The organism is Streptantibioticus rubrisoli (genome assembly GCF_024436055.1).
Classification (GTDB): domain Bacteria; phylum Actinomycetota; class Actinomycetes; order Streptomycetales; family Streptomycetaceae; genus Streptantibioticus_A; species Streptantibioticus_A rubrisoli.
In genome coordinates, this window is record NZ_JANFNH010000039.1 from 27,947 (window position 1) to 54,472 (window position 26,526).

At 70.7% G+C, this 26,526-nt stretch carries 23 protein-coding genes and 1 pseudogene; 14 read left to right on the forward strand and 10 right to left on the reverse strand.

Features of this window, described 5'->3' with window-relative positions; translation table 11 throughout:
- The first annotated feature begins 29 nt into the window (after positions 1–29).
- The 5 genes from ssuE (at position 30) to NON19_RS25315 (ending at position 4,080) form a co-directional block, all read left to right on the forward strand.
- Positions 30–587: an NADPH-dependent FMN reductase gene (gene ssuE / locus NON19_RS25295; RefSeq protein ID WP_255931374.1), complete on the forward strand. Its 558-nt coding sequence runs from the start codon at positions 30–32 to the stop codon at positions 585–587.
- Positions 584–1,780, forward strand: coding sequence for an SfnB family sulfur acquisition oxidoreductase (locus tag NON19_RS25300; protein ID WP_255931375.1), 1,197 nt, complete (start codon positions 584–586; stop codon positions 1,778–1,780). The genes ssuE and NON19_RS25300 overlap by 4 nt, the downstream gene beginning before the upstream one ends.
- 33 nt (positions 1,781–1,813) lie before the next feature.
- The gene (locus NON19_RS25305) at positions 1,814–2,971 is read left to right on the forward strand and encodes an LLM class flavin-dependent oxidoreductase (protein ID WP_255931376.1); all 1,158 of its coding nucleotides are present in this window, start codon (positions 1,814–1,816) and stop codon (positions 2,969–2,971) included.
- A 322-nt stretch (positions 2,972–3,293) separates the two neighbouring features.
- Positions 3,294–3,752 carry an RrF2 family transcriptional regulator gene (locus NON19_RS25310; protein ID WP_255931377.1) on the forward strand — a complete coding sequence of 153 codons (459 nt, stop codon included), beginning with the start codon at positions 3,294–3,296 and terminating at the stop codon, positions 3,750–3,752.
- Between the two features lie 58 nt (positions 3,753–3,810).
- A complete protein-coding gene (locus tag NON19_RS25315; protein ID WP_255931378.1) occupies positions 3,811–4,080 on the forward strand; it encodes a phosphatase PAP2 family protein in 270 nt (89 codons plus the stop codon).
- Here the strand turns inward: NON19_RS25315 and NON19_RS25320 are convergent.
- The 10 genes and pseudogenes from NON19_RS25320 to NON19_RS25365 form a co-directional block, all read right to left on the reverse strand.
- Entirely contained in the window at positions 4,059–6,833 is a 2,775-nt protein-coding gene (locus NON19_RS25320; protein ID WP_255931379.1) for a fumarate reductase/succinate dehydrogenase flavoprotein subunit, read from the reverse strand. The genes NON19_RS25315 and NON19_RS25320 overlap by 22 nt on opposite strands.
- A gap of 11 nt (positions 6,834–6,844) precedes the next feature.
- On the reverse strand, positions 6,845–7,639 hold the full coding sequence (locus tag NON19_RS25325) for an ABC transporter ATP-binding protein (RefSeq protein WP_255931380.1): 795 nt from the start codon (positions 7,637–7,639) through the stop codon (positions 6,845–6,847).
- Entirely contained in the window at positions 7,623–8,555 is a 933-nt protein-coding gene (locus tag NON19_RS25330; protein ID WP_255931381.1) for an ABC transporter permease, read from the reverse strand. The genes NON19_RS25325 and NON19_RS25330 overlap by 17 nt, the downstream gene beginning before the upstream one ends.
- Positions 8,552–9,898, reverse strand: coding sequence for an ABC transporter substrate-binding protein (locus tag NON19_RS25335; protein ID WP_255931382.1), 1,347 nt, complete (start codon positions 9,896–9,898; stop codon positions 8,552–8,554). The genes NON19_RS25330 and NON19_RS25335 overlap by 4 nt, the downstream gene beginning before the upstream one ends.
- Before the next feature lie 14 nt (positions 9,899–9,912).
- Positions 9,913–10,140: a 4Fe-4S dicluster domain-containing protein gene (locus tag NON19_RS25340; RefSeq protein WP_016437651.1), complete on the reverse strand. Its 228-nt coding sequence runs from the start codon at positions 10,138–10,140 to the stop codon at positions 9,913–9,915.
- 33 nt (positions 10,141–10,173) lie between these two features.
- Positions 10,174–10,974 carry a GntR family transcriptional regulator gene (locus NON19_RS25345; RefSeq protein WP_303654316.1) on the reverse strand — a complete coding sequence of 267 codons (801 nt, stop codon included), beginning with the start codon at positions 10,972–10,974 and terminating at the stop codon, positions 10,174–10,176.
- A gap of 553 nt (positions 10,975–11,527) precedes the next feature.
- Positions 11,528–13,081, reverse strand: a complete 1,554-nt coding sequence (locus NON19_RS25350; protein WP_255931384.1) for an ABC transporter substrate-binding protein — start codon at positions 13,079–13,081, stop codon at positions 11,528–11,530.
- 173 nt (positions 13,082–13,254) lie between these two features.
- Positions 13,255–13,434, reverse strand: coding sequence for a hypothetical protein (locus tag NON19_RS25355; protein WP_255931385.1), 180 nt, complete (start codon positions 13,432–13,434; stop codon positions 13,255–13,257).
- 113 nt (positions 13,435–13,547) lie between these two features.
- Positions 13,548–15,473: pseudogene (locus tag NON19_RS25360) on the reverse strand (glycoside hydrolase family 3 protein); the annotation flags it as partial.
- Between the two features lie 311 nt (positions 15,474–15,784).
- Complete coding sequence (locus NON19_RS25365; protein ID WP_255931387.1) at positions 15,785–15,916, reverse strand: hypothetical protein; 132 nt, start codon at positions 15,914–15,916, stop codon at positions 15,785–15,787.
- A 201-nt stretch (positions 15,917–16,117) separates the two neighbouring features.
- On the opposite strand from NON19_RS25365, the gene NON19_RS33510 reads away from it, so the two are divergent.
- From NON19_RS33510 to NON19_RS25410, 9 genes are all read left to right on the forward strand, one after another.
- Entirely contained in the window at positions 16,118–16,504 is a 387-nt protein-coding gene (locus NON19_RS33510) for a class I SAM-dependent methyltransferase (protein WP_308213732.1), read from the forward strand.
- 9 nt (positions 16,505–16,513) lie between these two features.
- Positions 16,514–17,443: an AraC family transcriptional regulator gene (locus NON19_RS25375; protein ID WP_255931388.1), complete on the forward strand. Its 930-nt coding sequence runs from the start codon at positions 16,514–16,516 to the stop codon at positions 17,441–17,443.
- A gap of 53 nt (positions 17,444–17,496) precedes the next feature.
- Positions 17,497–18,246 (forward strand): PhzF family phenazine biosynthesis protein, encoded by a 750-nt coding sequence (locus NON19_RS25380; protein ID WP_255931389.1) that lies wholly within the window; start codon positions 17,497–17,499, stop codon positions 18,244–18,246.
- A gap of 8 nt (positions 18,247–18,254) precedes the next feature.
- Positions 18,255–19,262: a DMT family transporter gene (locus NON19_RS25385; RefSeq protein WP_255931390.1), complete on the forward strand. Its 1,008-nt coding sequence runs from the start codon at positions 18,255–18,257 to the stop codon at positions 19,260–19,262.
- A gap of 16 nt (positions 19,263–19,278) precedes the next feature.
- Positions 19,279–20,499, forward strand: a complete 1,221-nt coding sequence (locus NON19_RS25390) for a pyridoxal phosphate-dependent aminotransferase (protein WP_255931391.1) — start codon at positions 19,279–19,281, stop codon at positions 20,497–20,499.
- A 56-nt stretch (positions 20,500–20,555) separates the two neighbouring features.
- A complete protein-coding gene (locus tag NON19_RS25395) occupies positions 20,556–20,993 on the forward strand; it encodes a DUF2000 domain-containing protein (RefSeq protein ID WP_255931392.1) in 438 nt (145 codons plus the stop codon).
- Between the two features lie 97 nt (positions 20,994–21,090).
- Positions 21,091–22,725: a B12-binding domain-containing radical SAM protein gene (locus tag NON19_RS25400; protein WP_255931393.1), complete on the forward strand. Its 1,635-nt coding sequence runs from the start codon at positions 21,091–21,093 to the stop codon at positions 22,723–22,725.
- Positions 22,718–23,503, forward strand: a complete 786-nt coding sequence (locus NON19_RS25405; protein ID WP_255931410.1) for a thioesterase II family protein — start codon at positions 22,718–22,720, stop codon at positions 23,501–23,503. Before NON19_RS25400 ends, NON19_RS25405 begins: the two co-directional genes overlap by 8 nt.
- 43 nt (positions 23,504–23,546) lie before the next feature.
- A complete protein-coding gene (locus NON19_RS25410) occupies positions 23,547–26,516 on the forward strand; it encodes a non-ribosomal peptide synthetase (protein WP_255931394.1) in 2,970 nt (989 codons plus the stop codon).
- Positions 26,517–26,526 lie beyond the last annotated feature (10 nt).

A 26,526-nucleotide genomic window follows, 5' to 3' on the forward strand; every position in this document is an offset into this window, starting at 1 on the left:
CACGAAACGACGATCCGAAAGGTCCTCCCATGGCCACTGTCCTGTCCGTCTCCGGAAGCCCCTCCACCACCTCCCGCACCGCTCGGCTGCTGCGCCACCTGGACGAGCGGCTCATCGCGCAGGGGCACGAGGTGAGTGCACTGGACGTTCGTACCCTGCCTGCCGAGGCGCTGCTCGGGGCAGACTTCGGTCACCCGGCGATCGTCCGGGCCACCGCCCTGTTCGAGCAGGCGGACGGGGTGGTGATCGGTACCCCTGTCTACAAGGCCGCCTACTCCGGACTGCTGAAGTCCCTGCTCGACCTGCTCCCGCAGTACGCCCTGTCAGGCAAGACGGTCCTCCCGCTGGCCACCGGCGGCACCACTGCCCACGTCCTGGCCATCGACTACGCCCTGCGCCCGGTGCTGGCCTCCATGGGGCCTGCGCACATCACGCCGGGCTGGTTCACGCTCGACAAGGACATCACGGTGGGCGAGGACGGCACGCTGACCGTCGCGTCGGGATCGGCCGAGGCTCTGGCGCAGGTCACGGACCAGTTCTCGGCCGCGCTGGGCGGGCGTACGACGCTGCTGGCGGCCGCCGGATGAGCAAGGCGCACGTCATCGCGGATGACGCCGAGGCCCTTGCCGTGGCCGCGGAGCTGGCCGGGGACTTCCGCAAGGGCGCCGCCGAGCGGGACGCGCGGCGCAGGCTCCCCCATGCGGAGTTGGAGCGGCTGTCCGCCTCCGGGCTGCTCGCCGTGACCGTGCCCGCCCGCTTCGGCGGTGCGGACATCCGTGCGGACACGCTCGCCGAGATCTTCCGACTGCTGGCCGCCGCCGACGCCAGCCTGGCCCAGATCCCGCAGAGCCACTTCGTGTACGTGGGCGTGCTGCGCCGGCAGGGAACCGACGAGCAGCAGGAGTTCTTCTTCGGCGAGGTCCTGGCGGGCAGGCGGTTCGGCAACGCCCAGTCCGAGGCGGGCACCCAACACGTCCAGGACATCCGCACCCGCCTCGCCCGGCTCCCGGACGGGTCGTACGTCCTCGACGGCGTCAAGCACTACTCCACGGGCGCGCTGTTCGCCCACTGGATCCCCGTCCTCGCCCGCACCGAGGACGACACCCTGCAGGTGGCGTACGTACCGCGCGACGCGCCCGGCCTCACGGTCGTGGACGACTGGGACGGTATGGGACAGCGCACCACCGCCAGCGGAACCGTCCGCCTGGAGTCGGTGCCCGTGCCCGCCGACCGCGTGGTGCCCCACCACCTCACCTTCCAAGGACCCCAACTCCACGGTGCGGTAGCTCAGTTGCTGCACGCGGCCATCGATGCCGGGATCGCCTCCGGGGCGCTGGCCGAGGCGGTGGAGTTCGTCCGCACGAAGAGCCGCCCCTGGTTCGAGAGCGCCGCCGAAGGGCACGCGACCGCCGCGGAGGATCCGCTGCTGATCCAGCGGTTCGGCGAACTGGCGATCAGACAACGGGCTGCCCAAGCGTTGCTCCGCGAGGCCGCCCGCGCGGTAGACGACGCCCGCGCCGAGTTGACTGACGATTCGGCCGCCGAGGCATCGATCGCGGTGGCCGCCGCGAAAGTGACGGCGGCCGAGGCCGCCGTGGAGCTCGCCAGCGCCCTTTTCGAGGTCTCCGGCACCCGCTCGGCGCTCGACTCCCTGGGCCTGCACCGCCATTGGCGCGACGCGCGCACCCACACCCTGCACGACCCGGCCCGCTGGAAGGTCCAGCACATCGGCCGCTACGTGCTGGGCGGCACCAGGCCGCCCCGCCACGGCCTCCTGTGACGAACGCTGACGAACACCGATCGGAGCCCCCACGTGTCCCTCACCTTCCACTGGTTCCTGCCCACCAACGGCGACAGCCGCCACGTCGTCGGCGGCGGCCACGGCACCCCCGCCACGGAGTCCGGGCGCGACCGGCCGCCGACGGTCGCCTACCTGAGCCAGATCGCCCGCGCCGCCGAAGACCTGGGTTTCGTCGGCGCGCTCACCCCGACCGGCGCCTGGTGCGAGGACGCGTGGCTGACCACCGCCATGGTCAGCCAGCACACCGAACGCCTGAAGTTCCTCGTCGCCTTCCGCCCCGGCTTCGTCTCGCCGACGCTCGCGGCCCAGACGGCCTCCACCTTCCAGCGGCAGACCGGCGGACGGCTCCTGCTCAACGTCGTAACCGGCGGCGAGAGCCACGAGCAGCGGGCCTACGGCGACTTCCTCGACAAGGACGCCCGCTACCGCCGTACCGGCGAATTCCTGGAAATCGTCCGGGGGTTGTGGGAGGGCAAGACCGTCGACCTGTCCGGCGAGCACCTCCAAGTCGAGGACGCCAGGCTCGCCCGGCTGCCCGACCCCGTTCCCGAGGTGTTCTTCGGGGGCTCCTCGCCCATCGCGGGAGAGGTCGCCGCCAGGCATGTCGACGTCTACCTCACCTGGGGCGAGCCGCCCACCGCTGTCGCCGGGAAGATCGCCTGGATCAGGAAGCTGGCCGCGCAAGAGGGTCGCAGCGTCCGCTTCGGAATCCGGTTGCACGTCATCACCCGCGACACCTCCGAGCAGGCCTGGGCCGAGGCGGAGCGGCTGCTGGCGGGCTTCGACGCGGAGACCGTGCGGCAGGTCCAGGCCGGGCTTGCCCGCAGTGAGTCGGAGGGCCAGCAGCGGATGCTGGCCCTACACGGGGGCGGGAGTGGGGACGGGCTGGAGATCCACCCCAACCTGTGGGCGGGCATCGGCCTGGTGCGCGGCGGCGCGGGGACGGCTCTGGTCGGCAGCCACGAGGAGGTCGCCGAGCGGATCAAGGAGTACGCGGCCCTGGGCATCGAGGAGTTCATCTTCTCCGGGTATCCGCATCTGGAGGAGGCGTACTGGTTCGGCGAGGGCGTGCTGCCGAAGCTTCAGGCGCAGGGTCTGTGGCGGCACCCGTACGGGCAGCAGGTGGCCCCCGCCGCCCAGGTCCCCTTCGCCGGTGCCGGGACCGCGTGATGACCTAGGTGATCGCCGACGACGCCGAGGTTCGACGGCTTCAATTCGCCTACGCCGCCACCCACGGCACCTTCGCCGACTTCCTCGACCTCGTCGTCCCGGCGCAGCCGCGGCAGGATCCCGGCTCCGTCCAGCGGCGCCGCGCTCCGCGAACGCCTCCACGGCGCGGTCGGCAGCCCCCCGGGTCAGGGACGACCACCCGGCCGCCCGCCATCGCGAACTCGCCATCCGGGAGCGCGGATCAGCCGGAAGACCCGCGCTTTCCTAGCCGGGAGGGCGACCGGTGCAGGGGGCCGATATGACACTGATGGATAATCGCGGCATGCGGATCTCGGCGCGGGCGGACTATGCGGTGCGGGCGGCACTGGAGTTGGCCGCAGCGGGAAGCGAGGCCTCGCTCAAGGCCGAGGCGATCGCCGCGGCGCAGGGCATCCCGCACAAATTCCTGGAGGGCATCCTCGGCGACCTGCGCCGGGGCGGTCTTGTGGTCAGCCAGCGGGGCGGCAAGGGCGGCTACCGGCTCGCCCGCCCGGCGGAGTCGATCGCCATCGCCGACGTCATCCGCGTCGCGGACGGCCCCCTGGTGTCGGTGCGGGGAGTGCGCCCACCCGAGCTCTCCTACTGCGGTCCCGCGGAGTCGCTGCTGCCGCTGTGGATCGCCGTACGCGCCAACGTCCGCAAGATCCTCGGCGAGGTCACCCTGGCTCACGTGGCCGCGGCCAAGCTGCCCGACGAGGTTGTGAGCCTCGCGGAGGACCCCGGGGCCTGGACGAATCCCTGACCGACACCACCCCGGCGCATCCGGCTACCCGAGCGGCTACAACACCTACGCGGGCGCCGTGCAGACCGTGCTGTCGGCGCTCGCAGGTCCGCGTACCGCCCCGTTCGCACTGACCAGCCCCACCGCGCCGGGCATGACCCGGACCTACACCACCTGGAAGCAGCTCTCGGACGAGAACGTCGACGCCTGGGTCTTCTCCGGGATCCACACGAGGCTGGCTGACCTGGCGGGGATCACGCTCGGCACGAACGTGGCGGTACGTTCTGCAGAACACGGGACGCCTCCTGGCCGCACGGCACGTCGCGGTCACAGCCCCCGTGCCGCGTAGGCCCTGACGTCCGCGTCCGGGTCCGAGGTGACCGTGGCGAGGGCCGCCCGGGCCTCCGCTGTGCCGTTGTGCCGGGTCAGGGCGAGCACCGCCGCCTTGCGTACGTCGGCGTTGGGGTCGGCGAGCGCCTTGGCGAGGGCGGACACGGCCGTGTCGGCGGGCGCGGCGGACAGGGCGGTGGCAGCACCGGCCCGGACCTGCCACGCTGGGTCGGCCAGCGCGGCCACGGCACGCGCGGCGAGCGGGGCCGGGCAGCTGACGGTGGCCAGCGCGCCGAGCGCGGCACCGCGGACCAGGGGGTCGCTGTCCTCGCTGAGTTGGCCCAGGGTGCCGGTGAGCAGCTCCCGGCCGCTCGCGGCAAGGGCCGCCGAGCTGACGGCGGCCAGTGCCTTGGCCACGGTGACGCGGACCTCGCGCGAGGGGTCGGCCGCCGCACCGGACAGCGGTTCGACCGCGTCGACCGAGACGAGCCCGCGAACAGCTTCGATACGGACGGCGATGTCGGGATCGTCCAGTGCCGCGGCGAACACGCCGGCGTCACCCAGGCGCAGGGCGCGCAGTACGTCGAGGGCGGTGGCGCGGACCACCGGGTCGGCCTCGGCGACCGCGGCGGTGAGGGCGGCACCCAGGGCGGGTTCGGGCGGGAGGGTCTCGACCAGCTCGCGCAGCGAGGCCGCGGCGGTTGCACGCACGGCGGCGTCGGGGTCGCCGAGGGCGCCGGCCAGGGCCTGCCCGGTGCCGGGCGGCACCGTCTCGGTGAGGACCGAGACCGCGGTGCGCCGCACGGCGGCGTCGAGGTCGGTCAGGTAGGGCTCGATGGCGGCGAGTTCCGGCTGCTCCTCGGCCAGCTCCAGCAGCTCCAGGAGCCGGGGCGAGGCGGTCTCGCCAGAGCCGTGGTCGAGCGGCCCGGCGACACGTGCGGAGGTCGGCCCCGTGGCTACCGGCGCCACGTCCCGGGACCCGGCGGTGGCCACGTTCTCGGCGCGGACCCCGCCGATGTGCCGGGACGGGCCGCCCACCGGCGTGAACCCGTCGACGGGAACCAGATAGGGAGCGACGGGACGGGCCGTGAACTCCATCGAACCGGCGGGGGACTTGTGCAGATCGAGGTGGTGGAACCAGGAGTCGTCGTCGCGCCGGGGGTGGTCCAGCCGGTCGTGGTAGAGGCCCCAGCGGGACTCGGTGCGGGCCAGGGAGGCGCGGGCGGCCATCTCCGCGCAGTCGCGGATGAAGGAGACCTCGGCGCAGCGCATCAGTTCGTGCGGGGTGCGCGCGCCCATCGAGGCGATGTCGTCGTGCATCCGCTCGAAGGACTCGAGGGCGAGCGAAAGCCTGGCTCCCGACTTCGGCGGGGCCACGTAGTCGTTCACGAAGCGGCGCAGCTTGTACTCGACCTGGGGCTGCGGCGGGCCGTCCGGGTTGCGCAGCGGGCGGTAGATCAGTTCGTGCGCCTCGCGCAGCTGGTCCGCGTCCAACTCGCCCTCGTAGGCCTGGTACCGGGAGGCGTCCGCGCCGGCCAGGTCGCCGAAGACGAACGCGCCGATCATGTAGTTGTGCGGCACGCAGGCCAGGTCGCCGGCAGCGTACAGACGCGGGACGGTCGTACGGGCGTGGTCGTCCACGCGGACGCCCGAGGCCGAGTGGCCGCCGCACAGGCCGATCTCGGAGATGTGCATCTCGATGTCGTGGGTGCGGTAGTCGTGGCCCCGGCCGGAGTGGAAGGTGCCGCGCGTGGGCCGCTCCGTCGAGTGGAGGATTGACTCCAGCGCGGAGACCGACTCCTCCGGGAGATGGCTCAGCTTCAGGTACACCGGACCGCGGTCGGACGCGACCTCCGCCGCGAACTCGGCCATCATCTGGCCGGACCAGTAGTCGGAGTCGACGAAGCGTTCGCCGTGCCGGTTGACCTGGTAGCCGCCGAAGGGGTTGGCGACGTAGGCGCAGGCGGGACCGTTGTAGTCCTTGATCAGCGGGTTGATCTGGAAGCACTCGATGCCGGTGAGCTCGGCGCCCGCGTGGTACGCCATGGCGTAGCCGTCGCCCGCGTTGGTCGGGTTCTCGTAGGTGCCGTAGAGGTAGCCGGAAGCCGGGAGCCCCAGTCGGCCGCAGGCGCCGGTCGCCAGGATCACCGCGCCCGCGCGCACCACCACGAACGCGCCGGTGCGTGTGTTGAAGCCGACCGCCCCCACGGCCCGCCCGTCTTCGGGGGACGTCAGCACCCGCACCGGCATCACCCGGTTCTCGATGCGGATCCGCTCGCGCATCTCGCGCCGCCGCAACTGCCGGTACAGGACCTTCTTGACGTCCTTGCCCTCGGGCATCGGCAGCACATAGGAGCCGGAGCGGTGGACCTGGCGGACCGCGTAGTCGCCGTGTTCGTCCTTCTCGAACTTCACGCCGTACGACTCCAGGCGCTGCACCATGGCGAAGCCGCGGGTGGCGGTCTGGCGGACGGTGGACTGGTCGACGATGCCGTCGTTGGCGCGGGTGATCTCGGCGACGTAGTCGTCGGGTTCGGCGCGGCCGGGGATGACGGCGTTGTTGACGCCGTCCATGCCCATCGCGAGGGCGCCGGAGTGGCGGACGTGCGCCTTCTCCAGCAGGAGGACGTTCGCGTCGTGCTCGGCGGCGGTCAGGGCGGCCATGGTGCCGGCTGTGCCGCCGCCGATGACGAGGACGTCGCAGACCAGTTCCTCGGCGTCGGTGAGAGCGGGGATCCTCAGGGACTGCGTGGGGGTGTTCGCGGGGTTCACCGGGGTGCCTTTCACGTGCCGAGCGAGGTGAGGACGTCGCGGCGCAGGGCCACGCGGGCCGGGTCGTCAAGGGCCGTACGGTCGCGCGGGCGGGGTATGTCCCGTACGGCGAGCAGGCGGCCGGCGCCGAGGAGGGCCACGCGGTCGCCGAGGAACAGGGCCTCGTCCACGTCGTGGGTGACGAAGACGACGGTCGCTCCCGTGCCGCGCAGCACCTCCACCAGCAGGTCCTGCATGCCGGCCCGGGTCTGGGCGTCGAGGGCGCCGAACGGCTCGTCCATGAGGACGGCGCGCGGACGCCCGGCCAGGGCGCGGGCCAACTGGGCACGCTGGCGCTGCCCGCCGGAGACGCGGTGGGGCAACTGCCGTGCGTGGTCGGCGAGTCCGACCCGGGCCAGCCACTCCTCGGCCTGAACGCGGCGCTCGGAGCGCGGGACGCGGCCGATGGCGAGCGGGAGTTCGACGTTCGCGCGCAGGGTGCGCCAGGGCAGGAGGGCGTCCTCCTGGAAGATCAGGGCGCGTTCGGCGGAGGGGCCGGCCAGGGGGTGCCCGTCCTGGTCGATCTCTCCGGCAAGTGGAGGCAGCAGGCTCGCCAGGGTGCGCAGGAGGGTCGACTTGCCGCATCCGGAGGGTCCGACGACGGTGAGAATCTCACCCCGCGCGATGTCCAGGTCGACGTCGGCCAGGACAGGTGCGTCGCGGCGGCCGAGCGTGGCGGCTTGGAGGGTGAGCCGGGTGCCGCGTACGGACGACGGCGCCTGGGCCACCGTACGGAGTTCGGGCTTGATGTCAGACGAGGTGCTCATCGCGTGCCTCCTCGGTGCCGGAGGGCTGTTCGGTGCGTACGGCGGCGGGAGCTGGCCTGGCGGGCGCGAGCGTGCGTGATGGCGTCGGCCGGGCTCCGGGGACGTACGACGTGCGCGGCAGCCAGCGGGTCAGCCGTCGGCCCAACAGCTCGACGGTCGTGGAGGTGAGCCAGCCGAGGACGCCGATCGTGACCATGCCGACGAACACACCGGGGTAGTTGACGATCGTGTAGTCCTGCCAGGTGCGGTAGCCGACGCCGTACTGGCCTGAGATCATCTCGGCGGAGATCACGCAGATCCACGAGACGCCGATGCCGACCGACAGGCCGCCGAAGATGCCGGGCAGAGCGCCCGGCAGGACGACCGAGCCGAGGATGCGCCACCGGCCGCCGCCCATCGTGAGCACGGCCTCCTCCCACACGGGGGTAAGCGCCCGGACGGAGTGCCGGGTGGAGACCAGGACCGGGAAGAAGGCCGCCGTGAAGGTGATGAAGACGATGCCCTCTTCGTTGGAGGGGAAGAGGAGGATCGCGACGGGCACCAGGGCGATCGCCGGGATCGGGCGGACCACCTCCAGCAGCGGGCCCAGCAGGTCCTCGGCCAGCCGGGAGCGCGCCACGAGCACGCCCCCCGCCACGCCCAGCACCGCCGCCAGCAGGAAGCCGGTGACGATGCGGGTCAGGCTGTCGGTGAGGTCCGTCCAGTAGTCCGCCCCGGAGACGCGGTCGGCGAAGGCGTGGGCCACGTCGGTGACCGTGGGGAACTGCGAGAAGCGCAGCCACAGGTCGACGTCCAGGCTGGTCAGGACCTGCCAGAGGCCGAGGGCGGCCGCCAGGGCGGCCACCCGCAGCGCATATCGGCCGATCGGCGGGAGTGGCCGCCGGTAGCGGCCCGCTCGCGGCGCGGGTCGGCTCATGCGGCACGCTCCAGGGCATCGGCGTAAGTGATGACACGGGCACCGCCGTGGGCGGATACGTACGCCCGCGCGGTCGCCTGGGCGACGAACGGCAGGAGCTTCTCTCCCTCGGCCACCCAGACCGCCTTGTCGGCGAACCACAGGGTGCCAGTAGTGGCGTCGGGCACGTAGGCGGCACGGATGCCGCCGCGGTGGGCAGCCACGTACCTCAGGAGCTCCGCCGGGGAGGTGAAGGTCTTGGTCTCCTGGGCGCCTTTCGGCCACACCTCGCTCGCGGCGGCGGGCGGCGTGGCGGCGAGCTGCTTCGCGTACGACGCGCCGAGGGCCTTCTTGACGTACTGGTCGTCGACGAAGGAGTCCACGTCCACATCGCCGGTCAACTTCGCCGCCTTCAGGACCGACACGTCCTGCTTCAGCGCGGAGACGAGCTGCGGTTTGACCGCCGGGTCGAACCTGGAGATGCCGTGGGCGCCGTTGTAGAGGTAGACGACCTCGGCGGGCAGGCCGGTGGCCTTCGCGACCTTGTCGGCGGCGTCCACGGGATGCTCGTTGAGGTAGTCGGTGGCCTGCGCCTGAGCCTTCAGGAAGGCCTCCAGCACGGCCGGGCTCTTCTTGGCGAAATCCTCGCGGGCGGTGACGCCGTGGAAGGTGGGCAGGTTCAGCTGGGCGCCGTCGTAGAGGGCCTTCGCCTTGCCCTGGTAGGTGAGCAGCCCGGGCCAGGCGACGAACTGCGACAGCGCGTCCGCGCTGCCCGCGGTCAGGGCCGACGCGCCCACGGCGGGCTGTTGGTTGAGCTTCTCGATGCCGTCGTTCGGGTCGATGCCGGCGCGCTGCAGGGCCCGTACGAGGGTGCCGTCGGCGGCGGAGCCGACGCTCGTGGAGACCTTCTTGCCGTTCAGGTCCTTCAGCAAGGTGAGCTTGGAGCCGGGTGCGGTGACGATGGTGTTGAGGCCGCCGCGGAGGTTGTAGCCGGTGACGGAGACCAGATGGGTGGGGTGGTTCAGCTGCTTGCCGCGGGCGGCGTTGATGAGCAGTGGGAAGTCGCCCATCGAGCCGATGTCGATCTTCCCGGCGGTCATCTGGGCGGTGATGGGGGCGCCGGTGGCGTAGTCCTGCCAGTCGACCTTGTAGGTGCGGCCGTCGCCGAGGGAGCTCAGCTGCTTCTCGAAGTAGCCGAGCGAGCGCAGGAGGGCCCCCGCGGTGACCGTGTTGATGGTCTTGGACTGGTAGCCGACGGTGACCGTGACGGTGGAGCCGTCACCGCCGGCCGCCGCGTTGCCGCCGCAGGCGGTGAGCGGCGTGAGGAGCAGGGTGGCGGCTACGGCAAGTGCTCTGCGTTTCATGGGAGTTCGGCCTTTCACCGGAGCAGGTAGGGCATGTTCACCGTCACGGCTCCGGTGGGACAGCGGGCCGCGCACGGGCCGCAGTACCAGCACTCGTCGACGTGCATGTACGCCTTGCCGCTGCTGTCGTCGATAGCGAGGGAGTCCAGCGGGCACATGTCCACGCAGAGCGTGCAGCCGTCGATGCACTTCGACTCGTCGATGGTCACGGGCACGTCGGCCCGCTGGGGCGCCAAGGGCATGGCTGTCTCCAGGAATGTGCGCGAGCGGGGTGTTTACAGGGACCGGTGCAGCAGACCGCTCATCGAGATGCGGTCGCCGCGGAAGCGGATGAATTCCAGGTCGACGGGACGCCCGTCGGCGAGGTACGTGAGACGTTCCAGCATCAGGACTGCCGCACCGCGCGGTGCCTGCAGTACGGCGGCGGAGTGGGCGTCCGCGTTAACCGCCTCGAGGCTGATCTCGGCGTGACCGAGATGCTGGCCGGTGAGTGTCTCCAGGAGCCGGAAGATGTCCGTGTTCTCCAGGTCCTCGCCGAGCAGGGCGGTGCCGATGTCGAGCGGGATGTACGTGAGGTCGAGGGACAGGGGCAGGCCGTTGAGCCGGCGCAGACGTTCGATGTAAAGGACATCGGTGCCGGGTGGGACGTGCAGGCGGTCGGCCACCGGGGACGGGGCGGGAACGGGGCCCACGGTGCGGACCTCGTTGGTGACATGGCCGTGTTCGCGCAGGGTTTCCGCGAGGCCCATCAGGCGGTCGAGTCCGTGGGGGTACTTCTGGGCCACGACGACCGTCCCGACGCCGGGGAGGCGTTCGACCAGGCCCTCGGCGCGCAGGAGGTCGAGGGCTTGGCGAACAGTGTTGCGGGAGGCGCTGTAGTCGGTGGCGAGGGTCGTCTCGTGCGGAAGCGCGCCGTCCGGGAACCCCCCGGCCAGGAGCTGGTGGCGGAGCAGGTCGGCGAGCTGGCGGGCCCGGTCCGCACGCAGCCGTCGCCGCGCACGGTGGGCGGCGACGGTGGTCGCGCCCTGGCCGGCGTGGTCTCGGATGCGGTCGGCGGGTGACACGTTTCGGACCATACCTATCTGGTAGGGAAAGCGGTGTTGCTGGAGTGTTGCGCCACCTGACGCAGGACCAGGTGCCCGCCTGAACTGGGGTTTCATCGGACAGGCGGGAAGATCTGCCACGCACCGCGGTGCCGAGCCGCTCCAGCAGCGAGCCGGTGAAGACACCGGCGTGGCCGAGTTCCGACCACAGGTCGGCCAATCGATCCACCGCGGAACACGTCGGGTCGGCGGCGCCCACCTCGCCGTTGATGGCACCGACGGACGTCCCCACCCCCAGGTCGGGGCGGAGCCCCGCCTCCAGCAGAGCTGCTCCACTTCCGACAACTACCCGATGCCAACCGGCAGTTGGCGCAGTTGCCCGAGGTGTCGCGGAAGGCCGCCAGGCCGAAGGCGATCCGGCTGCGATGACAACCGCAGCCGAATCGCCGTGCTACGGCATGCGGGCCGAGACCGCACCTGCCGATGCCGCGCGGGTCCGCCGCCGCTGCTGAGCGGCGGGCCCGCCGCGCAGCGATGGCGACCAATCCGGCCAGCGCCGGTCCCCAGGCCAGTGCGCAAGCCGGATTCAGCCAGCCGAGCCCACGCCGATGGGTGCGAAGTTGGTGACTCCTGTGTCGGAGTTCGACATGGACAGTCCGGTGATGTTCGCACGGGCGACGGTGTAGGCCTGTCCCTGCCACAGCGGGAGGACCGGGATGTCGGTGGCCTCGGTGTCCTGGGCCTTGGCGACCAGGCTGCCTGCGGCGGCCCGGGAAGGCATGGCCCTGGTCCGGGAGATGATGTCGTCCACCGCGTGGTTGTCGTATCCGGTGTGGAAGACGCCGTCGTGGCCGATGAGGGGTGCGATGAAGTTGTCGGCGTCGCGGTAGTCCGGGAACCACCCCACCGTGAAGGCATCGTAGCGGTGGGCCGCCCATCCCTGTTGGAACTCGGTCCAACCGACGTGCCGCACAGCGACGTTGAACGCTCCGGTCGCCTCCAGTTGTTGCTTGAGGACGGAGGCTTCGAGGTCCGCGGCGCTGCCGGACGAGACGGTCAAGGTGAAGTGGACCGGTTGCGGAATGTGCGCCGCGGCAAGGGCGGCCTTTGCCTTGGTGGGGTCCGGGGTGGCCCCGTACCGGTCGAAGTACGGCGTGGTATGGCCGCTGATGCCCTGCGGAATGAGCGAGTACAGCGGGACCACGGTGCGTGCGTAGACATCTCGTGCCAGCGATTCCCGGTCGAGGGCCCAGGCGACGGCGAGCCGGGCCTCCGGGTTGTTGAACGGCGCGTGAGTGGTGTCGAAGACCAGGTAGTGGGCCTCGGGGCTGCTCGATTTGATGGTGTGGAACTCACCGGTGGTCGAGTCGTATGCGGCCTCGTCCTTCGGGGGCAGACCGCCCGGCACGAAGTCGATGTCCTGCTTCTTGAGCGCCGTGGCCAACTGCTGGGCCGTGGCGTAGTAGCGGATGGTGGCGCCGCTGTTGACTCGGTGGGCGGCTCCGGAGTACCGCGGATTGGGGGCCAGGTCGAGCTGGCGGCCGGGCGTGTAGGACTGGACCTGGTAGGGGCCGGATCCGACCAGCCGGTTGCCGCGGAGCGGTCTGTCCTCGGGGTAGACGCGGTGGTCCACGATGGATGCCGCTCCGGTGGCCAGCTTCAGGGGCCATGTGGCGTCGGGCGCCACCAGGTGGAAGGTGATCTGTCGGCCGGCTACCTGGGTCGCGCTCAGGACGCTGAGCAGGCTTGCCGGGCCGCGGCTGGAGTTGATGGCCTTTGTTCGGGCGAGGCTGTAGGCGACGTCCTCGCCCGTGAGGGGGTCGCCGTTGGAGAAGCGCAGGTTGTCGCGGAGGGTGCACCGGTAGGTGGTGTCGTTGGCGTCGGTGAAGCCGCACGACTGGGCGGCGTCGGGTACCGGCTGATCAGCCCCCGCGGGGACGGTCATGAGGGTCTGGAACACGTTGTTGAAGACATCCCATGACCCCCGGTCGTACGCGTCAGCTGGGTCCAGGCTGGTGACCTGGTCGGTGGTGCCCATCACCGGGTGCCCTCCGGATGCCGGTGCGGCCGAGCTGACGGTGCATGAGGAGCAGATGGCGGCCGCCAGGACGGCCACGAGGGCACTTAACTTACGACGCATGCGAGAGGGTCACTTCCTGACGAGAGCGATGCGTGTGCGGGACGAGGCGATGATGGTACGAGCGCTGACATGTGCGCGGTAGCCGTTCCGCGAAAACGCGGGCAGCCTGGGCCCTGAAGGGGCGGCACGAGTGGCGCGCGTCAGGTCCGGCTGGATCCGGAGGACGGGGTGCTTCAGCGCCGCCGCTGCGCGGCCCGAGCCAGCGGCCTGATCGGATGCGGCGCGCCGTGGTCGCCGGGCACACTCGCGTCATGAGTGAACCGTTCCGTGGGGGTGCGTCGCCCGGCGATCACGACACGGATCCGGGAGGCTTTGCGGCCGACCAGGAAGCCACCGAGCGGTTCGCGGCCCACGGTGACGCCATGTCCGAGCCAACCGGCTGCGCCCCGACCCCATGCCGACTCCGCTTTGTCGGCAGGGGATTGGGGGCGCAGCCGTCAGCCCGTGTCTAGCGTCCGTGGTGGGATGTGGTGATGCCGTAGCCGTACGGGAACAGCGGGTCGTAGTGCCGGTCACCGATGTTGATCGGCTCCTGTCCCTCGGTGCGCGGCCAGGTCACCGGTAGTTTTCCGGTGAACGGCCGCTTGCCGAACAGCACATCGGCGACGCCTTCGCCTTCGCTGCCGGGCAGCCACGACATCACGAACGCGTCCATCTTCGGCAGCTCGTCGGTGACGATCTGCGGCCGCCCCGCGACATCGAGCACAACGCATCGGCTGATCGCCCCGCAGACCCTGTCGATGTTCGCCCGGTCGGCGCTGGAGAGGTTCAGGGTGTGCCCGTTGTTGCCGACATCGCCGATGCCCTCCGCGTACGGCGTCTCACCGACCACCACCACGCCGACGTCGTATCCGCTGGTCGGCGCCGAGGCGTCCGCGCTGTACGTCACGTGGGAGGCGTCCTGCTCGATGCCCTGGAGGATGGTGGTGCCGGGGATGGTGTTGCCCGACTGCCCCTGCCAGGTGACCGTCCAACCGCCGGCCTGGTTGCCGATGTTGTCGGCGTTCACGCCCGCGACGTAGATCCGCTGGGACGGCTTGAGCGGCAGTGCGCCCTGGGCGTTCTTCAGCAGGACCTGCGATTCGGCCACGGCACGGCGCGCCACCGCGCGGTGGGCGGGTGAGCCGATGGTGGGGATGTTGCGGCGGTCGGTGTAGGGGTGCTCGAACAGTCCCAGCTCGAACTTGGCCCGCAGGATCCGGCGTACCGCGTCGTCGATGCGCGACACAGGTACCCGTCCGGCCTGTACCTCGGAGATGAGGGTCGACTCGAACTGCGATGCCTCGTAGGGCTCCATGAACATGTCCAGCCCGGCGTTGACCGCGGTGCGCACCTCGGTGGGGTAGTCACCGGGCAGTTCGTGGATCGCCTCCCAGTCGCTGATCAGGAACCCCTGGAACCCGATCTTCTCCTTGAGGACGTCGGTCAGCAGCTCCTTGTTGGCACTCATCCGGACGGGTTTGCCATCGCCGCCGTCGGTCCACTGAACGCTGGAGTATGACGGCATGATGCTGCCGACATGGTGCCGGCGCACCGCCGGAACGTACGGTGCCAGGTCGATGCGGTCGAAGTGCTGGTGATCGGTGATCGTCACGCCCTGGTCGAGCGTGTAGCTGTTGGTGGTTGACGTGCCGTAGGTGGTGTCACCGTCGCCCGCGTAGTGCTTGGCGGTGGCCAGCACGTGGTCGGGGCGGGCGAGGTCCTGGGGGTTGGTGCCCTGGAATCCGTCGATCGCGGTTTCCATCCGCGCGACCAACTGGGGGTCCTCGCCGAAGCTCTCGTAGGTCCTGCCCCAGCGCTTGTCCCGGGTGACGCACAGGCAGGCCGCGAAGACCCACTGCGGTCCGGTCGCCCGGGTCTCGGTGGCCGTGATGTGTTCCTCGTCGCGCACCAGCGCCGGATCGCGGGTAGCGCCCATCGCGATGTTGTGCGGGAAGATGGTGGCGCCGACCAGGTTGTTGTCGCCGTGCACCGAGTCGATGCCGTACAGCAGCGGGATGTGCAGCCGGGTGGCCAGCGCGTGCGACTGGTAACCGTCGATCATGTCGGCCCACGCCTGCGGTGTGTTGGGCGTGGGCGTCGAGCCGCCGCCGGAGAGCAGCGAGCCGAGGCCGAGGCTGGTGATCTGGGACGGGTCCGAGTCGACGGCGCCGCGCTCGGCCTGGGTCATCTGACCGACCTTCTCGGTCAGCGTCATCCTGCTGAGAAGGTCGCTGACCCGCCGCTCCACCGGGAGATGGGGGTTGAGGTACGGCAGGGTACGGCCGCCGACGGTCGCGGGCGGCGGTGTTTCTGAGGGCTCGTCGGGGGTGCGGGCCAACGCGGTTGGCACGGCACTGGCGACCAGGGCCGCCGCGGCCAACAACACGCCGACGAGGCGTGAACGGGGGGTGCGCCGGAACCGGGGACCGGCGCTTGGCGGGTGGTGTCTCAAGCTGTCCTCCCTGAAGGGGACCGACCTGTCGGGGCTTCTCCGCGCGACGGCAGAGCACACACCCAGCAGACAATCCACCTGCCGCCCCTGGACGTCAAGATGTGAAACGTCAGAAAGGTGTTGAGCCGTCATCACTTCACTGCTTGAAGGCAGGAGGGCGCTGAGCACTTCGCGCCCGACGGGGGTGGGCGTGGTTTTCGCCAACCACCGGCCAGGCGAACGTGAGGCGAATGCGGGCCAAATTCAGAACTCCTGCCCCAACCGGTCGGCTACGACCCACCGTTCACGCCGTCGGATGCGGCCGGGTCGGCTGACTCACCGATGAGGTGGTTGACGAGGATGTCGAGCCGCTCCTCCCGGCCGCCGTGCGGGATGCGGCCGCCCTGTTCCAGCACGACCATGCCGTGCGGTGCACTCCCAGACGACTTCCGCGAGGGGCTCGCGCGGTGCGTGATGCGGCGGCAGGGCACCGACGGACTCGTCGAAGGCGGACTGCAGCGCAGTAGCCCTGGCAGAAGCTACTCACCCACCAGGACCGGTCGAGGCGTTCGTCTCCGTCGATCAGGGGAGGGGTTCCGGCAGCTTGGCGAACGAGAGCCGCCTTGCTCGGCGAGCACACGCCCGTCCCCGACGGCGGTGGCCGGGCGCTCGACGTGGGCTGCGGTACTGGAGCACTGGCCGCCTACCTGGCGTCCCTCGGCTACATGGTGGACGCGGTCGACTTCGCCGACAGCGCCCTCGTCCGAGCCCGGAACAACCGCGGCCGCGAGAGCAAGGCGTACTCGATCTCGTCTGCTGGGTGGCCGATGCGGTGGCTGGCGGCTTCGGCGACGACGCGGGCGTGGGCGGGCGCGTTCGGCGGTGAATGTGACGTTCGGGTCGTCAAAGGGTGCGCTGCTTGCGGGGTACGGCCCTTTCCGGCCAAGTTGGCGGCGACGCCGACTCTGGAGCCACCTGCGGGAGCCGTGGGGCCGACGCGCCGTCGATAGACTCGGCCCATGGGTGAACCCAAGGACTTAGCAACCTTCTGGAGGCCGGCAGTCCGCGGGGTGGAAGTCCTGCACGCTCATTTCCGGCACCACGAATACCCGCGCCATGCGCATGAGACGGCGACCGTCGCGCTGATGGACCGCGGAGCCGCCTCCTTCCTCTACCGGGGCGAGGTCCACACCGCGTCGGCGGGCGACGTTTTCCTGCTCAACCCCGATGAGGTGCACACGGGTTGGCTGGCCCATCCGGAAGGCTACCGCTACCGCGTGCTCTACCTGGGGATCGAGGCGTTGGCGCAGTTCCACGACCCGGACAGCTGGCCGACACGGCGACGGACCCCTCCGGCGTTCCGGGAGACGGTGGTGCGTGACCCCGCGCTGGCAGCGGGGCTGGACAGGGTGCACAGGGCACTGGCCACCGCGTCCCGTGACGGGGGCGGGCCAGGCCCTTCCCCGCACGGCGACACCGACGACGGCCGGATGCTGCAGGAGCATCTGCTCATGCAGGTCGGCGAGATACTGCGGGCTCGGTATGCGGAACCAGGGCTGCGGCCGTGCGCGACGGCCACCGGTTCGGAGCACCGGGCCGTGTCGGCCGCGCGGGCCTATCTGGAGTCCCGACTCGCCGAGAAGGTCTCGCTGCTCGACCTCGCGGCGACCGCCTGCCTCAGCCCGTACCGTCTGACCCGGCTGTTCAGCGCGGAGGTCGGAATGCCCCCGCACGCCTACCAGAACATGCTGCGCGTCGGCCGAGCCAGGAAGTTGCTGGCCGAGGGAGCGCGGGGGGCGTGCGTCGCACACGAGGTCGGCTTCTGCGACCAGGCCCATTTCAACCGCGTCTTCAAACGCTATACGGGATTGACACCACGTCAATTCCAGCGGGGCGTACGGCGAGACGGGTGGCCGCTTTCACATCCCGCCGGTTACGGTCACGCCTAGCATCGCTGTCCAAACGGTCGTTCCCGTACCGTCGCGCAGCTGCGGAGGACTCCATGGTGGACGTGCACGTCCTACGTGTCTTCACCGACGCGCGGCAGCGGTTCGGAAACCCGCTGGGGGTGGTGCTGAATGCCGCGAGCTGGCCCCCGACCGCGCGGCAGCGGCTGGCGACCCGACTCGGCTACAGCGAGACCGTCTTCGTCGACGACGCCACCACCGCGAGCCTCCAGTTGTTCACGCCGGCCAGCGAACTGCCCTTCGCCGGCCATCCGTTGGTGGGTGTCAGTGCCCTGCTCGCCGACGTGACCGGACGGCAGCCGGACGCACTGCTCCCGCTGCTGCTGCACGAACCGGTGCCGACCCGGGCCGAGGACGGTACGACCTGGATCCGCGGGTCGGTCGCGGACGCCCCGCCCTGGGACCACGAGCGGCTGGCGGACCCCGCTGAGGTGGACGCCCTGCTGCCGCCCCCGCTCACCGGTGGGTCCACGTCGGCCCGCTGGCGGCGCACCCAGTGCTGGGCTTGGCTTGACCACTCGGCGGGGGTGGTCAGAGCGCGCGTCTTCGCCGCCGACTACGGGGTGGTGGAGGACGAGGCGTGTGGCTCCGCCTCGTTGCTGCTCGCCGCGCGGTTGGGCCGCCCGTTGACCGTCCGGCACGGGCAGGGCTCGGTGATCCAGGCCCGCCCGGTGGACCGGGACCAGGTCGAGATCGGCGGGCGGGTGGTCCACGACGGTCTTCGCCGGGTGGACGACCGGGAGCTACATGAGTACGAAAAGATACACAACGGGGACGAGAGGTAGGACCGAACGTGCGGCAGAACGCGCCGAGCCAGGCGCCGGGGCGGGGGGCGGACCAGTTATCCGGCGGCGCCTCCGTGTACGCGATGCTCACCCTCACCGTGGCGTTGTGGGGCAGCGCCTTCCCGGCCTCGAAGGCCGTAGTCGACAGTGTTCCACACCAGATCGCCGCGCTGCTGCGGTTCGGCTTCGGCGGCCTGGTCATCGTGGCATGGCTGCTGGCCAGCGGGCGTCGGCTCACGGTGAGCCTGGCCGATCTGGGACGGACCGCCGTGGCTGGCATGTTGGGGGTGTTCGGGTACAACACCCTCTTCTTCTGGGGCCTTTCGTTGGCACCCTCGATCGACGGCAGCATCATCGTGCCGGTCTTCGCCCCGGTCATCACCACCGCCATCTCGGTGCTGCTGCTACGCGAACGCACTTCCGGTGCCCGGATCGCCGGGCTCGCGGTGGGCATCGGCGGCTCCGTGGTCTTCCTGCTCGGCGTGGGCAGTCTCGCGGACGGCAAGCGGCTCCTCGGTGACCTGGTCTACCTGGCCGCGGCGGTGAGCTGGTCCGCCTACACGCTCGTCGCCAAGCGGATCCTCAAGGGGGATCCGCTGAAGGCCACCGCGTTGGCGACGATCTGCGGATCGATCGCGCTCGCGGCCGTTGCCGCCCCCGCGCTGCACTCCGTCGACTGGTCCAGGCTGTCGGGCGACTTCTGGCTCGTTGTGGCCTACCTGGCGGTGGGCCCGACGGCGATCGCGTACGTCTTCTACTACCGCGGTGTCCATGCCGTGGGACCGACCACCGCCTCGGTGATGATGTTCCTCTCGCCTGTCTTCGGCGGCCTGGGAAGCGTCCTGTTCCTGCACGAGAAGCTCACCTGGATGCAGGCGGTCGGCGCCGCCTTGATGGTGGTGGGAGCGCTTCTCGCGGTGACCGGGCGGCTGCTGCCCCGATGGCGGCGGGCGAACGTCGCCGCCGGGGCCGACCCCCTAGAGCCCAGCCCCGCCCGGGAGTCCACCACATCCTGATGCCAACGGAGGCACCGTGACCCAGCCGTTGATCGCCGAGAGACTCCACGACTTCGCGGGGCCGACCATCTTCAGCGAGATGACCGCACTGGCCCAACAGGCTGGTGCTGCCAACCTCGGTCAGGGCTTCCCCGACAGCGACGGTCCGCCGGAACTACTCGCCGCCGCGGCCGACGCCATCGGACGCGGGCTCAACCAGTACCCGCCGGCCACCGGACTGCCCGAACTGCGCGAGGCGATCGCCGCCCGCCGCACCGCCGACCAGCGGCTCACCTACGACCCGCGAACCGAGGTGGTGGTCACCGCCGGGGCGACCGAGGCGATCGCCGCGGCGCTGATCGGCCTGTGTGACCCGGGAGACGAGGTGATCGTCTTCGACCCGCTCTACGACTCCTACAGCGCCTGCCTGGCCATGGCCCAAGTGCGCCGGGTCCCGGTGCTGTTGGAGTTCGACGGGACCCGCTTCACGTTCGACCCCGAGGCGTTTCGCCGGGCCGTCACCCCGCGCACCAGGCTGGTGCTGCTCAACACCCCGCACAATCCGACCGGCAAGGTCTTCGACGAGTCGGAGCTGGCCCTGATCGCCGAGGTGTGCATGGCGCACGACCTGGTCGCCGTCACCGACGAGGTCTACGAGCACCTCGTGTACGACGGTCTGCGGCACCGGTCGCTGGCCACCCTGCCGGGGATGCGCGAGCGCACGCTCACCATCTCCTCGGCCGGGAAGACCTTCAGCTGTACCGGCTGGAAGGTCGGTTGGGCCTGTGGCCCGGCCCGGTTGGTGACCACGGTGCGCACCGTCAAACAGTATCTGACCTTCGGCACCGGCACCCCTTTCCAGGCCGCCGTGGCCCACGGCCTGACCCGGTGCATGCCGTGGGTCGACGAGTTGCGCGCCGAACTCGCCCGGCGCCGCGATCTGTTGGTCGCCGAGCTGCGGGCCGTGGGCATCACCACGTACCCGTGCGACGCCACCTACTTCGTGCAGATGGACGCCCGCTCGTTCGGCCACGACGATGGCGAGACGCTCTGCCGCGCCCTGATCCGGGACGCGGGGGTGGCCGCCATACCCAGTGTCGCGCTGTACGACGACAAGGCGGCCGGACGCCACCTGGTGCGCCTGGCGTTCTGCAAGGAACCCGGGTTGTTGACGACGGCCGCGCGTCGACTCGCCGCCTATGCCTCGGACGCGTCGGCTGCCCCACGAGAAGGGCAAGAACGTACAAGTAACGACTGAGTACGTGGCGGAAGAATCGGGTCAAGCACTGTGCAAGGTTTGAGGAGGCACCATAAATGACCGGCGAGAGCTCGCGGACTCCCGTGGTCTGGGACACGAAGATCGCCGTGGTCCTGCGAGACGACCTGCAGGTATGGCAGAAGCTGAACGTCACCGCTTTCACGGTCAGCGGTATCGCCGCCACCGTGGAGAACGTGGTCGGAGAGCCCTATCAGGACGGTTCTGACACCACGTACCTGCCGATGTTCCGCCAGCCGGTGCTGGTGTTCGCCGCCGACGCCGAGAAACTGCGCCTCATCCACGAACGTGCGCTGCGTCGCGAACTGCCCGTCGCCGTCTACACGGAGGAACTCTTCGTCACCAACAACGACGAGGACAACCGCGCGGCGGTACGTGCCGTGCCCACGGAGAAGCTCAATCTCGTCGGGCTGGCCATGCGTGGCGACCGCAAGATCGTCGACAAGGTCGTGAAGGGCGCGACGCTGCACCCATGACACACCGCACGCCGCCTTCGTCGGCGGGATGAGTCCTCCCGCCGACGAGCGTGCCTCCTCCGTACCACCAGGACACCGCTGGCTCCAGGAGACCCACGTGACCCAGGTGAACAGTCCGGACTGCATACTCATCGGCTTCAACGAAATAGACTTCGCCGACTTCGCGCGGGCCCAGAAGGTCTTCGAGCAGAACTCCGGCGCCTACCGCGAGTTGTTGACGAACTCGGTGCTGCTCGGCGACCGCCGTATGACCTACATGGACCTGCTCAACGTGGTGCGGGAGCACATGACGGGACAGCCGTCCCGGCTGACCGCGTTCGAGATGCCGAGCCTCGGCGTGGCGTATCTGACCAGCTTCCTGCGCCGCCGGGGATTCGACGTGGGTGTCGTCAACTTCTTCAACACCGGCAAGGGCGATCTGGCCGCTATGCTGGCGGGCACACCACGGGCGGTGGCGATCACCACCACGTACTACGTCGATGACGAACCGATTCGCCAGATCATCCGGTTCGTCCGCGAGCACAATCCCGAAGTCCCCGTCATCGTCGGCGGCCCCCGGGTGCACAACCTCTGTGCCGGGCAGCCGCCGCAGGTTCAGGACGTCCTGTTGAAGGCGCTGGGCGCCGACATCTACATCGACAGCGCACAGGGGGAGGACTCGCTCGCCGGGGTGCTGGGCGCACTGCGCGACAAGGGCGGTGACTTAAGTGGTACCCCGAACCTGATCTACCGCTCCCCGCGGGACCCGCGAGGCCCGATGGTGCGGACACTGCCGATGGTCGAGAACAACGACCTGAACGAGAACGCGGTCGACTGGTCGTACTTCGAGCCCGACTACTTCGCGCCGACCACCTACATGCGCACCTCGCGCAGTTGCTCGTTCGGCTGCGCCTTCTGCAACTACCCGGCGATGGCCGGTCCGTTGACGTTGAGCGACCTGTCCACCATAGAGAACGAGTTGCGTTACCTGTGCGAGAAGGGAGTGCGCAACCTCATCTTCGTGGACGACACCTTCAACGTACCGCTGCCCAGGTTCAAGAAGATCTGCCGGATGATGATCGAGAACCGGTTCGACCTGCGTTGGGTGTCCTTCTTCCGCTGCTCCAACGCGGACGACGAGGCCTTCGACCTGATGGCCGAGGCGGGATGCATGGGGGTGTTCCTCGGCATCGAGTCAGGGGATCAGCGGATCCTCAAGAACATGACCAAGTTCGCCAGGACGGACAGGTACGAGTACGGCATCAGGGAACTCACCAGACGCGGCATCGTCACCCTCGCCTCCATCGTGCTCGGCTTCCCCGGCGAGAACGAGGAGAGCGTCAACAACACCATCGACTTCCTCAACCGCACCCAACCCACCTTCTACAACGTCCAGCTCTACTACCACGACGTGCTCGCGCCCATCGAGCAGCAGCGGCAGAAGTACGGCATCGAGGGCAGCGGCTACTCGTGGCGGCACTCGACCATGAGCTGGCAGGAGGCGGCCGACTGGAAGGACGCCTTCGTCCGGCGGGTCCGGGGCCCGGCCCTGATGCCGCTGTACGGACTGAGCATCTGGTGCATCCCCTATCTGATCTCCCAGGGCATGACCATGGACGAGATCATCCGGTTCACCAAGAGCGCCACCCAACTGGTGGTCAAGGGACTGGACGCCGACTACATCGCGCCGGAACCGGAGATCGAGACGCTCGCCCAGGCACTGGCCGGCGCACCGGCCGCCGTTGGTGGGTAGCTACCGGGCGGCGCCGGGCGGCTGGCTGCGCGTGTGGCGGCCCCGACCCGAGGCACGGCTACGGCTGCTGTGCCTGCCGCCCGCCGGAGCCGCCGCCGCGCTGTACCAGCCGTGGACCGGCCCGCTGCCGCCGTACGTCGAACTCGCCGCCGTCGAGCCCCCCGGACGCGGCACCCGGTACGGCGAGCCGTACCCCACCTCGTTCCGGCAGATCGTGGACCCGGTGCTCGACGCGCTCTCGCTCCTGCCGCCCAAACCGGTGGCGGTCTACGGGCACAGCATGGGCGCGATCGCGGCGCTGGAGACCGCGAGGGCGCTGCGGGACGGCGGAACGCCACCGGTCGCGCTGCTGGTGTCAGCGCGCAACGCCCCAGCGGTACGCGGCACGGACGAGGAGACATGGCCCGACCTGACCGACGCCCAACTGTCCACGCTGCTACGGAACCTCGGCGGCCTGGACGCCGAAACCCTTGACGATCCCCGGCTGATGGCGACGGTACTGCCCGCGGTGCGCGCGGACATCGCCGTCCTCTCGGCCTACCAGTACACCCCCGCGCCACCGCTGGCGTGCCCCGTACGGGCCTACGCGGGCACCGGGGACACCGGGACGACACCGGCCGGGCTGGCCCTGTGGCGCCGGGAGAACCCGGCGGACTTCCGGCTGCATCGCGTGCCCGGCGGCCACTTCTTCTTCCGAGGACGTGAAGCGCACCACATCGCACGGCTCATGAGCGACCTCACGCCGACCGCCGCCGGGCGGGGTGCGGCGTGGCGCTAGCAGCGGACTCCGCCGCCGACGGCGGAAGAAGGGACGAACCCTGATGGCGGGTACCGACTCCGCACCCCTTTCCGGACCGCCGTCCGATCAGCTGCCGTTGGGCGGTCCCGCGCGGTGCGTCGCCGCGGCAGGGACGATCAGCGGCCAGGTGGATGTCCCGGCGCTGCGCGCCGGGTTGCACCGCACCGCCGAGTTGCTGCCCGCGCTGCGCTTCGAGACCGGACCCGGCCTGACCGTCCTGGACCTGCGCCATGTGCCGGCCAGCGAACGGGAGGAGGCGACACGGGAGGTCCTCGGCGAGCTGGTGCTGGCCCCCTGGAGCGCGCAGGGCCCGGCGCTGCGCGCCCGCCTGCTGCTCGTTCCGGACGGTGCCGTGCTGGCGGCGGCCGCGCGACGCGACGTGCTTGACGAGCCGGGATTCACCCGCTTCCTGGTTGACGCCTGCGCCCCGGACGAACCCCCGGTGTCCGCCGCGTCGGACGGCGACGGGACACCGGCGGCCTCGGACGGCGCGGCTGAGCACTGGAAGGATCTGGCCGGCTGTCTGCCGCCGTTCTCGCTCCCCACCGATCGGCCGCGCCCGCCCGCGCTCTGCGGTGACTGCGCGACCGTATCGCTGACCATCGCGGAGGAACTCGCCCCTCGGCTGAGCGAGTTGGCCGACGAGTGCGGAGCCGACACCGCCACGGTCATGCTCGCCGGGGTGCACGTACTGCTGAGCCGGATGGGCGCGGACGCGGAGACGGCCGTCACTTTGACCGCCGGGGCCGGTGACCGGTCGGTGAGCCTGGCCAGCCTCGCGGACGGCCCGTCCTTCCGCACGCTGCTGGAGCGGGTGCGCGACACACGGTTCGCCGAGGCCGAACACGGCCCAGCGCCCGAGGAGTTGTACACCGCCGTGGCCCTGACCGTGCGTGACCGCGCCCTGCTGCCGCCTCGGGCGGTCGGCGGCCTGCCGTTGACGCCGCTGCGGCTGCCGCGCGTCGTATCGGCGCACGAGCTGCGGTTCGTGCTGGAGCCGCGGCCCGGCGGCGGCTGGGGCGGCCAGCTTGAGTACGCGCCCGAGGTGTTCGACCGGGTGACCGCCGAGCGGCTCGCGTCGCGCTACCGGCTGGTGCTGGCGGCGGCCGCTGACTGCCCGGACACCCCGGCCTCCCGGCTTCCCATCCTCACCGCGGCCGAACGGCGGCTGGTGACCGTGGAGTGGAACCGTACCGAGACCAGCGCGCAGCCCGACCAGTGCCTGCACGAACTGATCCGCCAGCAGGCGCGCCTCACCCCGGACGCCCCGGCGGCCCGCTGTGGCGAAACGGTTCTGACGTACGGTCAGTTGGAGCGGCGAGCCAACGGTCTCGCCCGGTCGCTGGCGGAGCACGGTGCCGGGCCCGGTCGGACCGTGGGCATCTGCGCCCAGCGGTCGGTCGACATGGTGGTGGCAGTCGTGGCCGTCATGACGGCGGGCGCCGCCTATGTGCCCCTGGATCCCGCGTACCCGGCGGAACGGCTGGCGTTCATGGTCGAGGACAGCGCTGTGCCCGTGATCCTCACGGACCGCTCCTCGGCCGAACTGCTCGACGAGCGGCGGGTGGCCCTTCTGCGGCTGGATTCGACGCAGACCGCCGCCACCGCGCCGCACACCTCGGTGACCCCCGACTCACTCTGCTACGTCATCTACACCTCCGGCTCCACCGGTCTGCCGAAGGGCGCGGCGAACACCCACCGGGGCGTGCTGAACACCATGAGGTCGCTGGTGAGCCGACTGCGGCTGGACACGGCGACGCGCCTGCTGCAGGCTTCCTCGCTCAACTTCGACATGTCCGCCTTCGACATCCTGGCCACCTTGTTGTCCGGCGGCTGCCTGGTCATACCGGAGCAACACGAGGCGACGGAACCGGCCCGGCTGCTCGACCTGGCGCACCGCGCGGACCTCACCGTCTGGAGTTCCACCCCCGCGCTCTTCCGCGGCGCGCTCGACGAGGCGTACGCGACCGGCCGCGGGCTGCCGCCGCGGCTGCGGACCGTGGCACTGGGCGGCGACCGGTTCCCCGCCGAGGTGCCCGAACTGCTGGCGGACCTGGCGCCGGGCTGCCGCGCGTTCAACTTCGCCGGTATGACCGAGGTCTCCTTCACCACCACCGCCCACCCGGTGACCGTGGCCGACGCCCGGCGTACGAGCGTGCCCTGGGGACGGCCGCTGCCCGGGCAGCGGATGTACGTGCTCGACGAGTACGGCGAACCGGTGCCTCCCGGCGCCCCGGGCGAGCTCTACATCGGCGGAGCGGGCGTCGGCCCCGGCTACTGGAACCGGCCCGAACTCAGCGCCGAGCGGTTCGTGGCCGACCCGTTCGCGGACGAACCCGACGCGCGCATGTACCGCACCGGGGACCGGGTACGGCACCTGCCGGACGGGGCCGTCGAGTTCCTGGGACGCCTGGACCACCAGGTCAAGGTGCGCGGGTTCCGGATCGAGACCGGTGAGATCGAGGCGGCGCTCACGCTCCACCCCCAGGTGCGGGACGCCGTGGTCGAAGCGCGGGAACACGAATCCGGCGGCGACCGCAGGCTGATCGCGCACATCGTGCTCAACGCGCCGGAACGGCCGTTGTCCGTGGAGGAGTTGCGCGGCTTCCTGGCCACGCGTCTGCCGGATCCGATGATCCCCTCGGTGTTCCTGACGCGGCCCTCGCTCCCCCTGACACCGGGCGGGAAGATCGACCGGGCCGCGCTGGCCGCGGTCGTCGTACCCAACGGCCGGCCGCTTCTCGACGCCCCCTACGAGGCGCCGCGCGACGAGTTGGAGCGCACCATCGCCGCCGAGTGGGAGCGGATCCTGGGGATCAGCGGAGTGGGCGCGCACGACGAGTTCTCGGCCCTGGGCGGCCACTCGCTGCTGGCGACGGCGACGATGGCGGCGCTCTCCGAGCAACTGGGCGTGCCCCTGTCGGCGCGGGACCTGTTCGAGGCGTCGACCCCGGCGCGGCTCGCCAAGCGCGTACGGTCAACCGCCCGCTAGGCGCCCGCGG

Coding starts and splice junctions, on each gene's coding strand:
- ssuE (WP_255931374.1), top strand. CDS start 30: ATGGCCACTGTCCTGTCCGTCTCCGGAAGCCCCTCCACCACCTCCCGC.
- NON19_RS25300 (WP_255931375.1), top strand. CDS start 584: ATGAGCAAGGCGCACGTCATCGCGGATGACGCCGAGGCCCTTGCCGTG.
- NON19_RS25310 (WP_255931377.1), top strand. CDS start 3,294: ATGCGGATCTCGGCGCGGGCGGACTATGCGGTGCGGGCGGCACTGGAG.
- NON19_RS25325 (WP_255931380.1), bottom strand. CDS start 7,639: ATGAGCACCTCGTCTGACATCAAGCCCGAACTCCGTACGGTGGCCCAG.
- NON19_RS25330 (WP_255931381.1), bottom strand. CDS start 8,555: ATGAGCCGACCCGCGCCGCGAGCGGGCCGCTACCGGCGGCCACTCCCG.
- NON19_RS25335 (WP_255931382.1), bottom strand. CDS start 9,898: ATGAAACGCAGAGCACTTGCCGTAGCCGCCACCCTGCTCCTCACGCCG.
- NON19_RS25340 (WP_016437651.1), bottom strand. CDS start 10,140: ATGCCCTTGGCGCCCCAGCGGGCCGACGTGCCCGTGACCATCGACGAG.
- NON19_RS25345 (WP_303654316.1), bottom strand. CDS start 10,974: ATGGTCCGAAACGTGTCACCCGCCGACCGCATCCGAGACCACGCCGGC.
- NON19_RS25350 (WP_255931384.1), bottom strand. CDS start 13,081: ATGCGTCGTAAGTTAAGTGCCCTCGTGGCCGTCCTGGCGGCCGCCATC.
- NON19_RS25365 (WP_255931387.1), bottom strand. CDS start 15,916: ATGGTCGTGCTGGAACAGGGCGGCCGCATCCCGCACGGCGGCCGGGAG.
- NON19_RS25375 (WP_255931388.1), top strand. CDS start 16,514: ATGGGTGAACCCAAGGACTTAGCAACCTTCTGGAGGCCGGCAGTCCGC.
- NON19_RS25380 (WP_255931389.1), top strand. CDS start 17,497: ATGGTGGACGTGCACGTCCTACGTGTCTTCACCGACGCGCGGCAGCGG.
- NON19_RS25395 (WP_255931392.1), top strand. CDS start 20,556: ATGACCGGCGAGAGCTCGCGGACTCCCGTGGTCTGGGACACGAAGATC.
- NON19_RS25410 (WP_255931394.1), top strand. CDS start 23,547: ATGGCGGGTACCGACTCCGCACCCCTTTCCGGACCGCCGTCCGATCAG.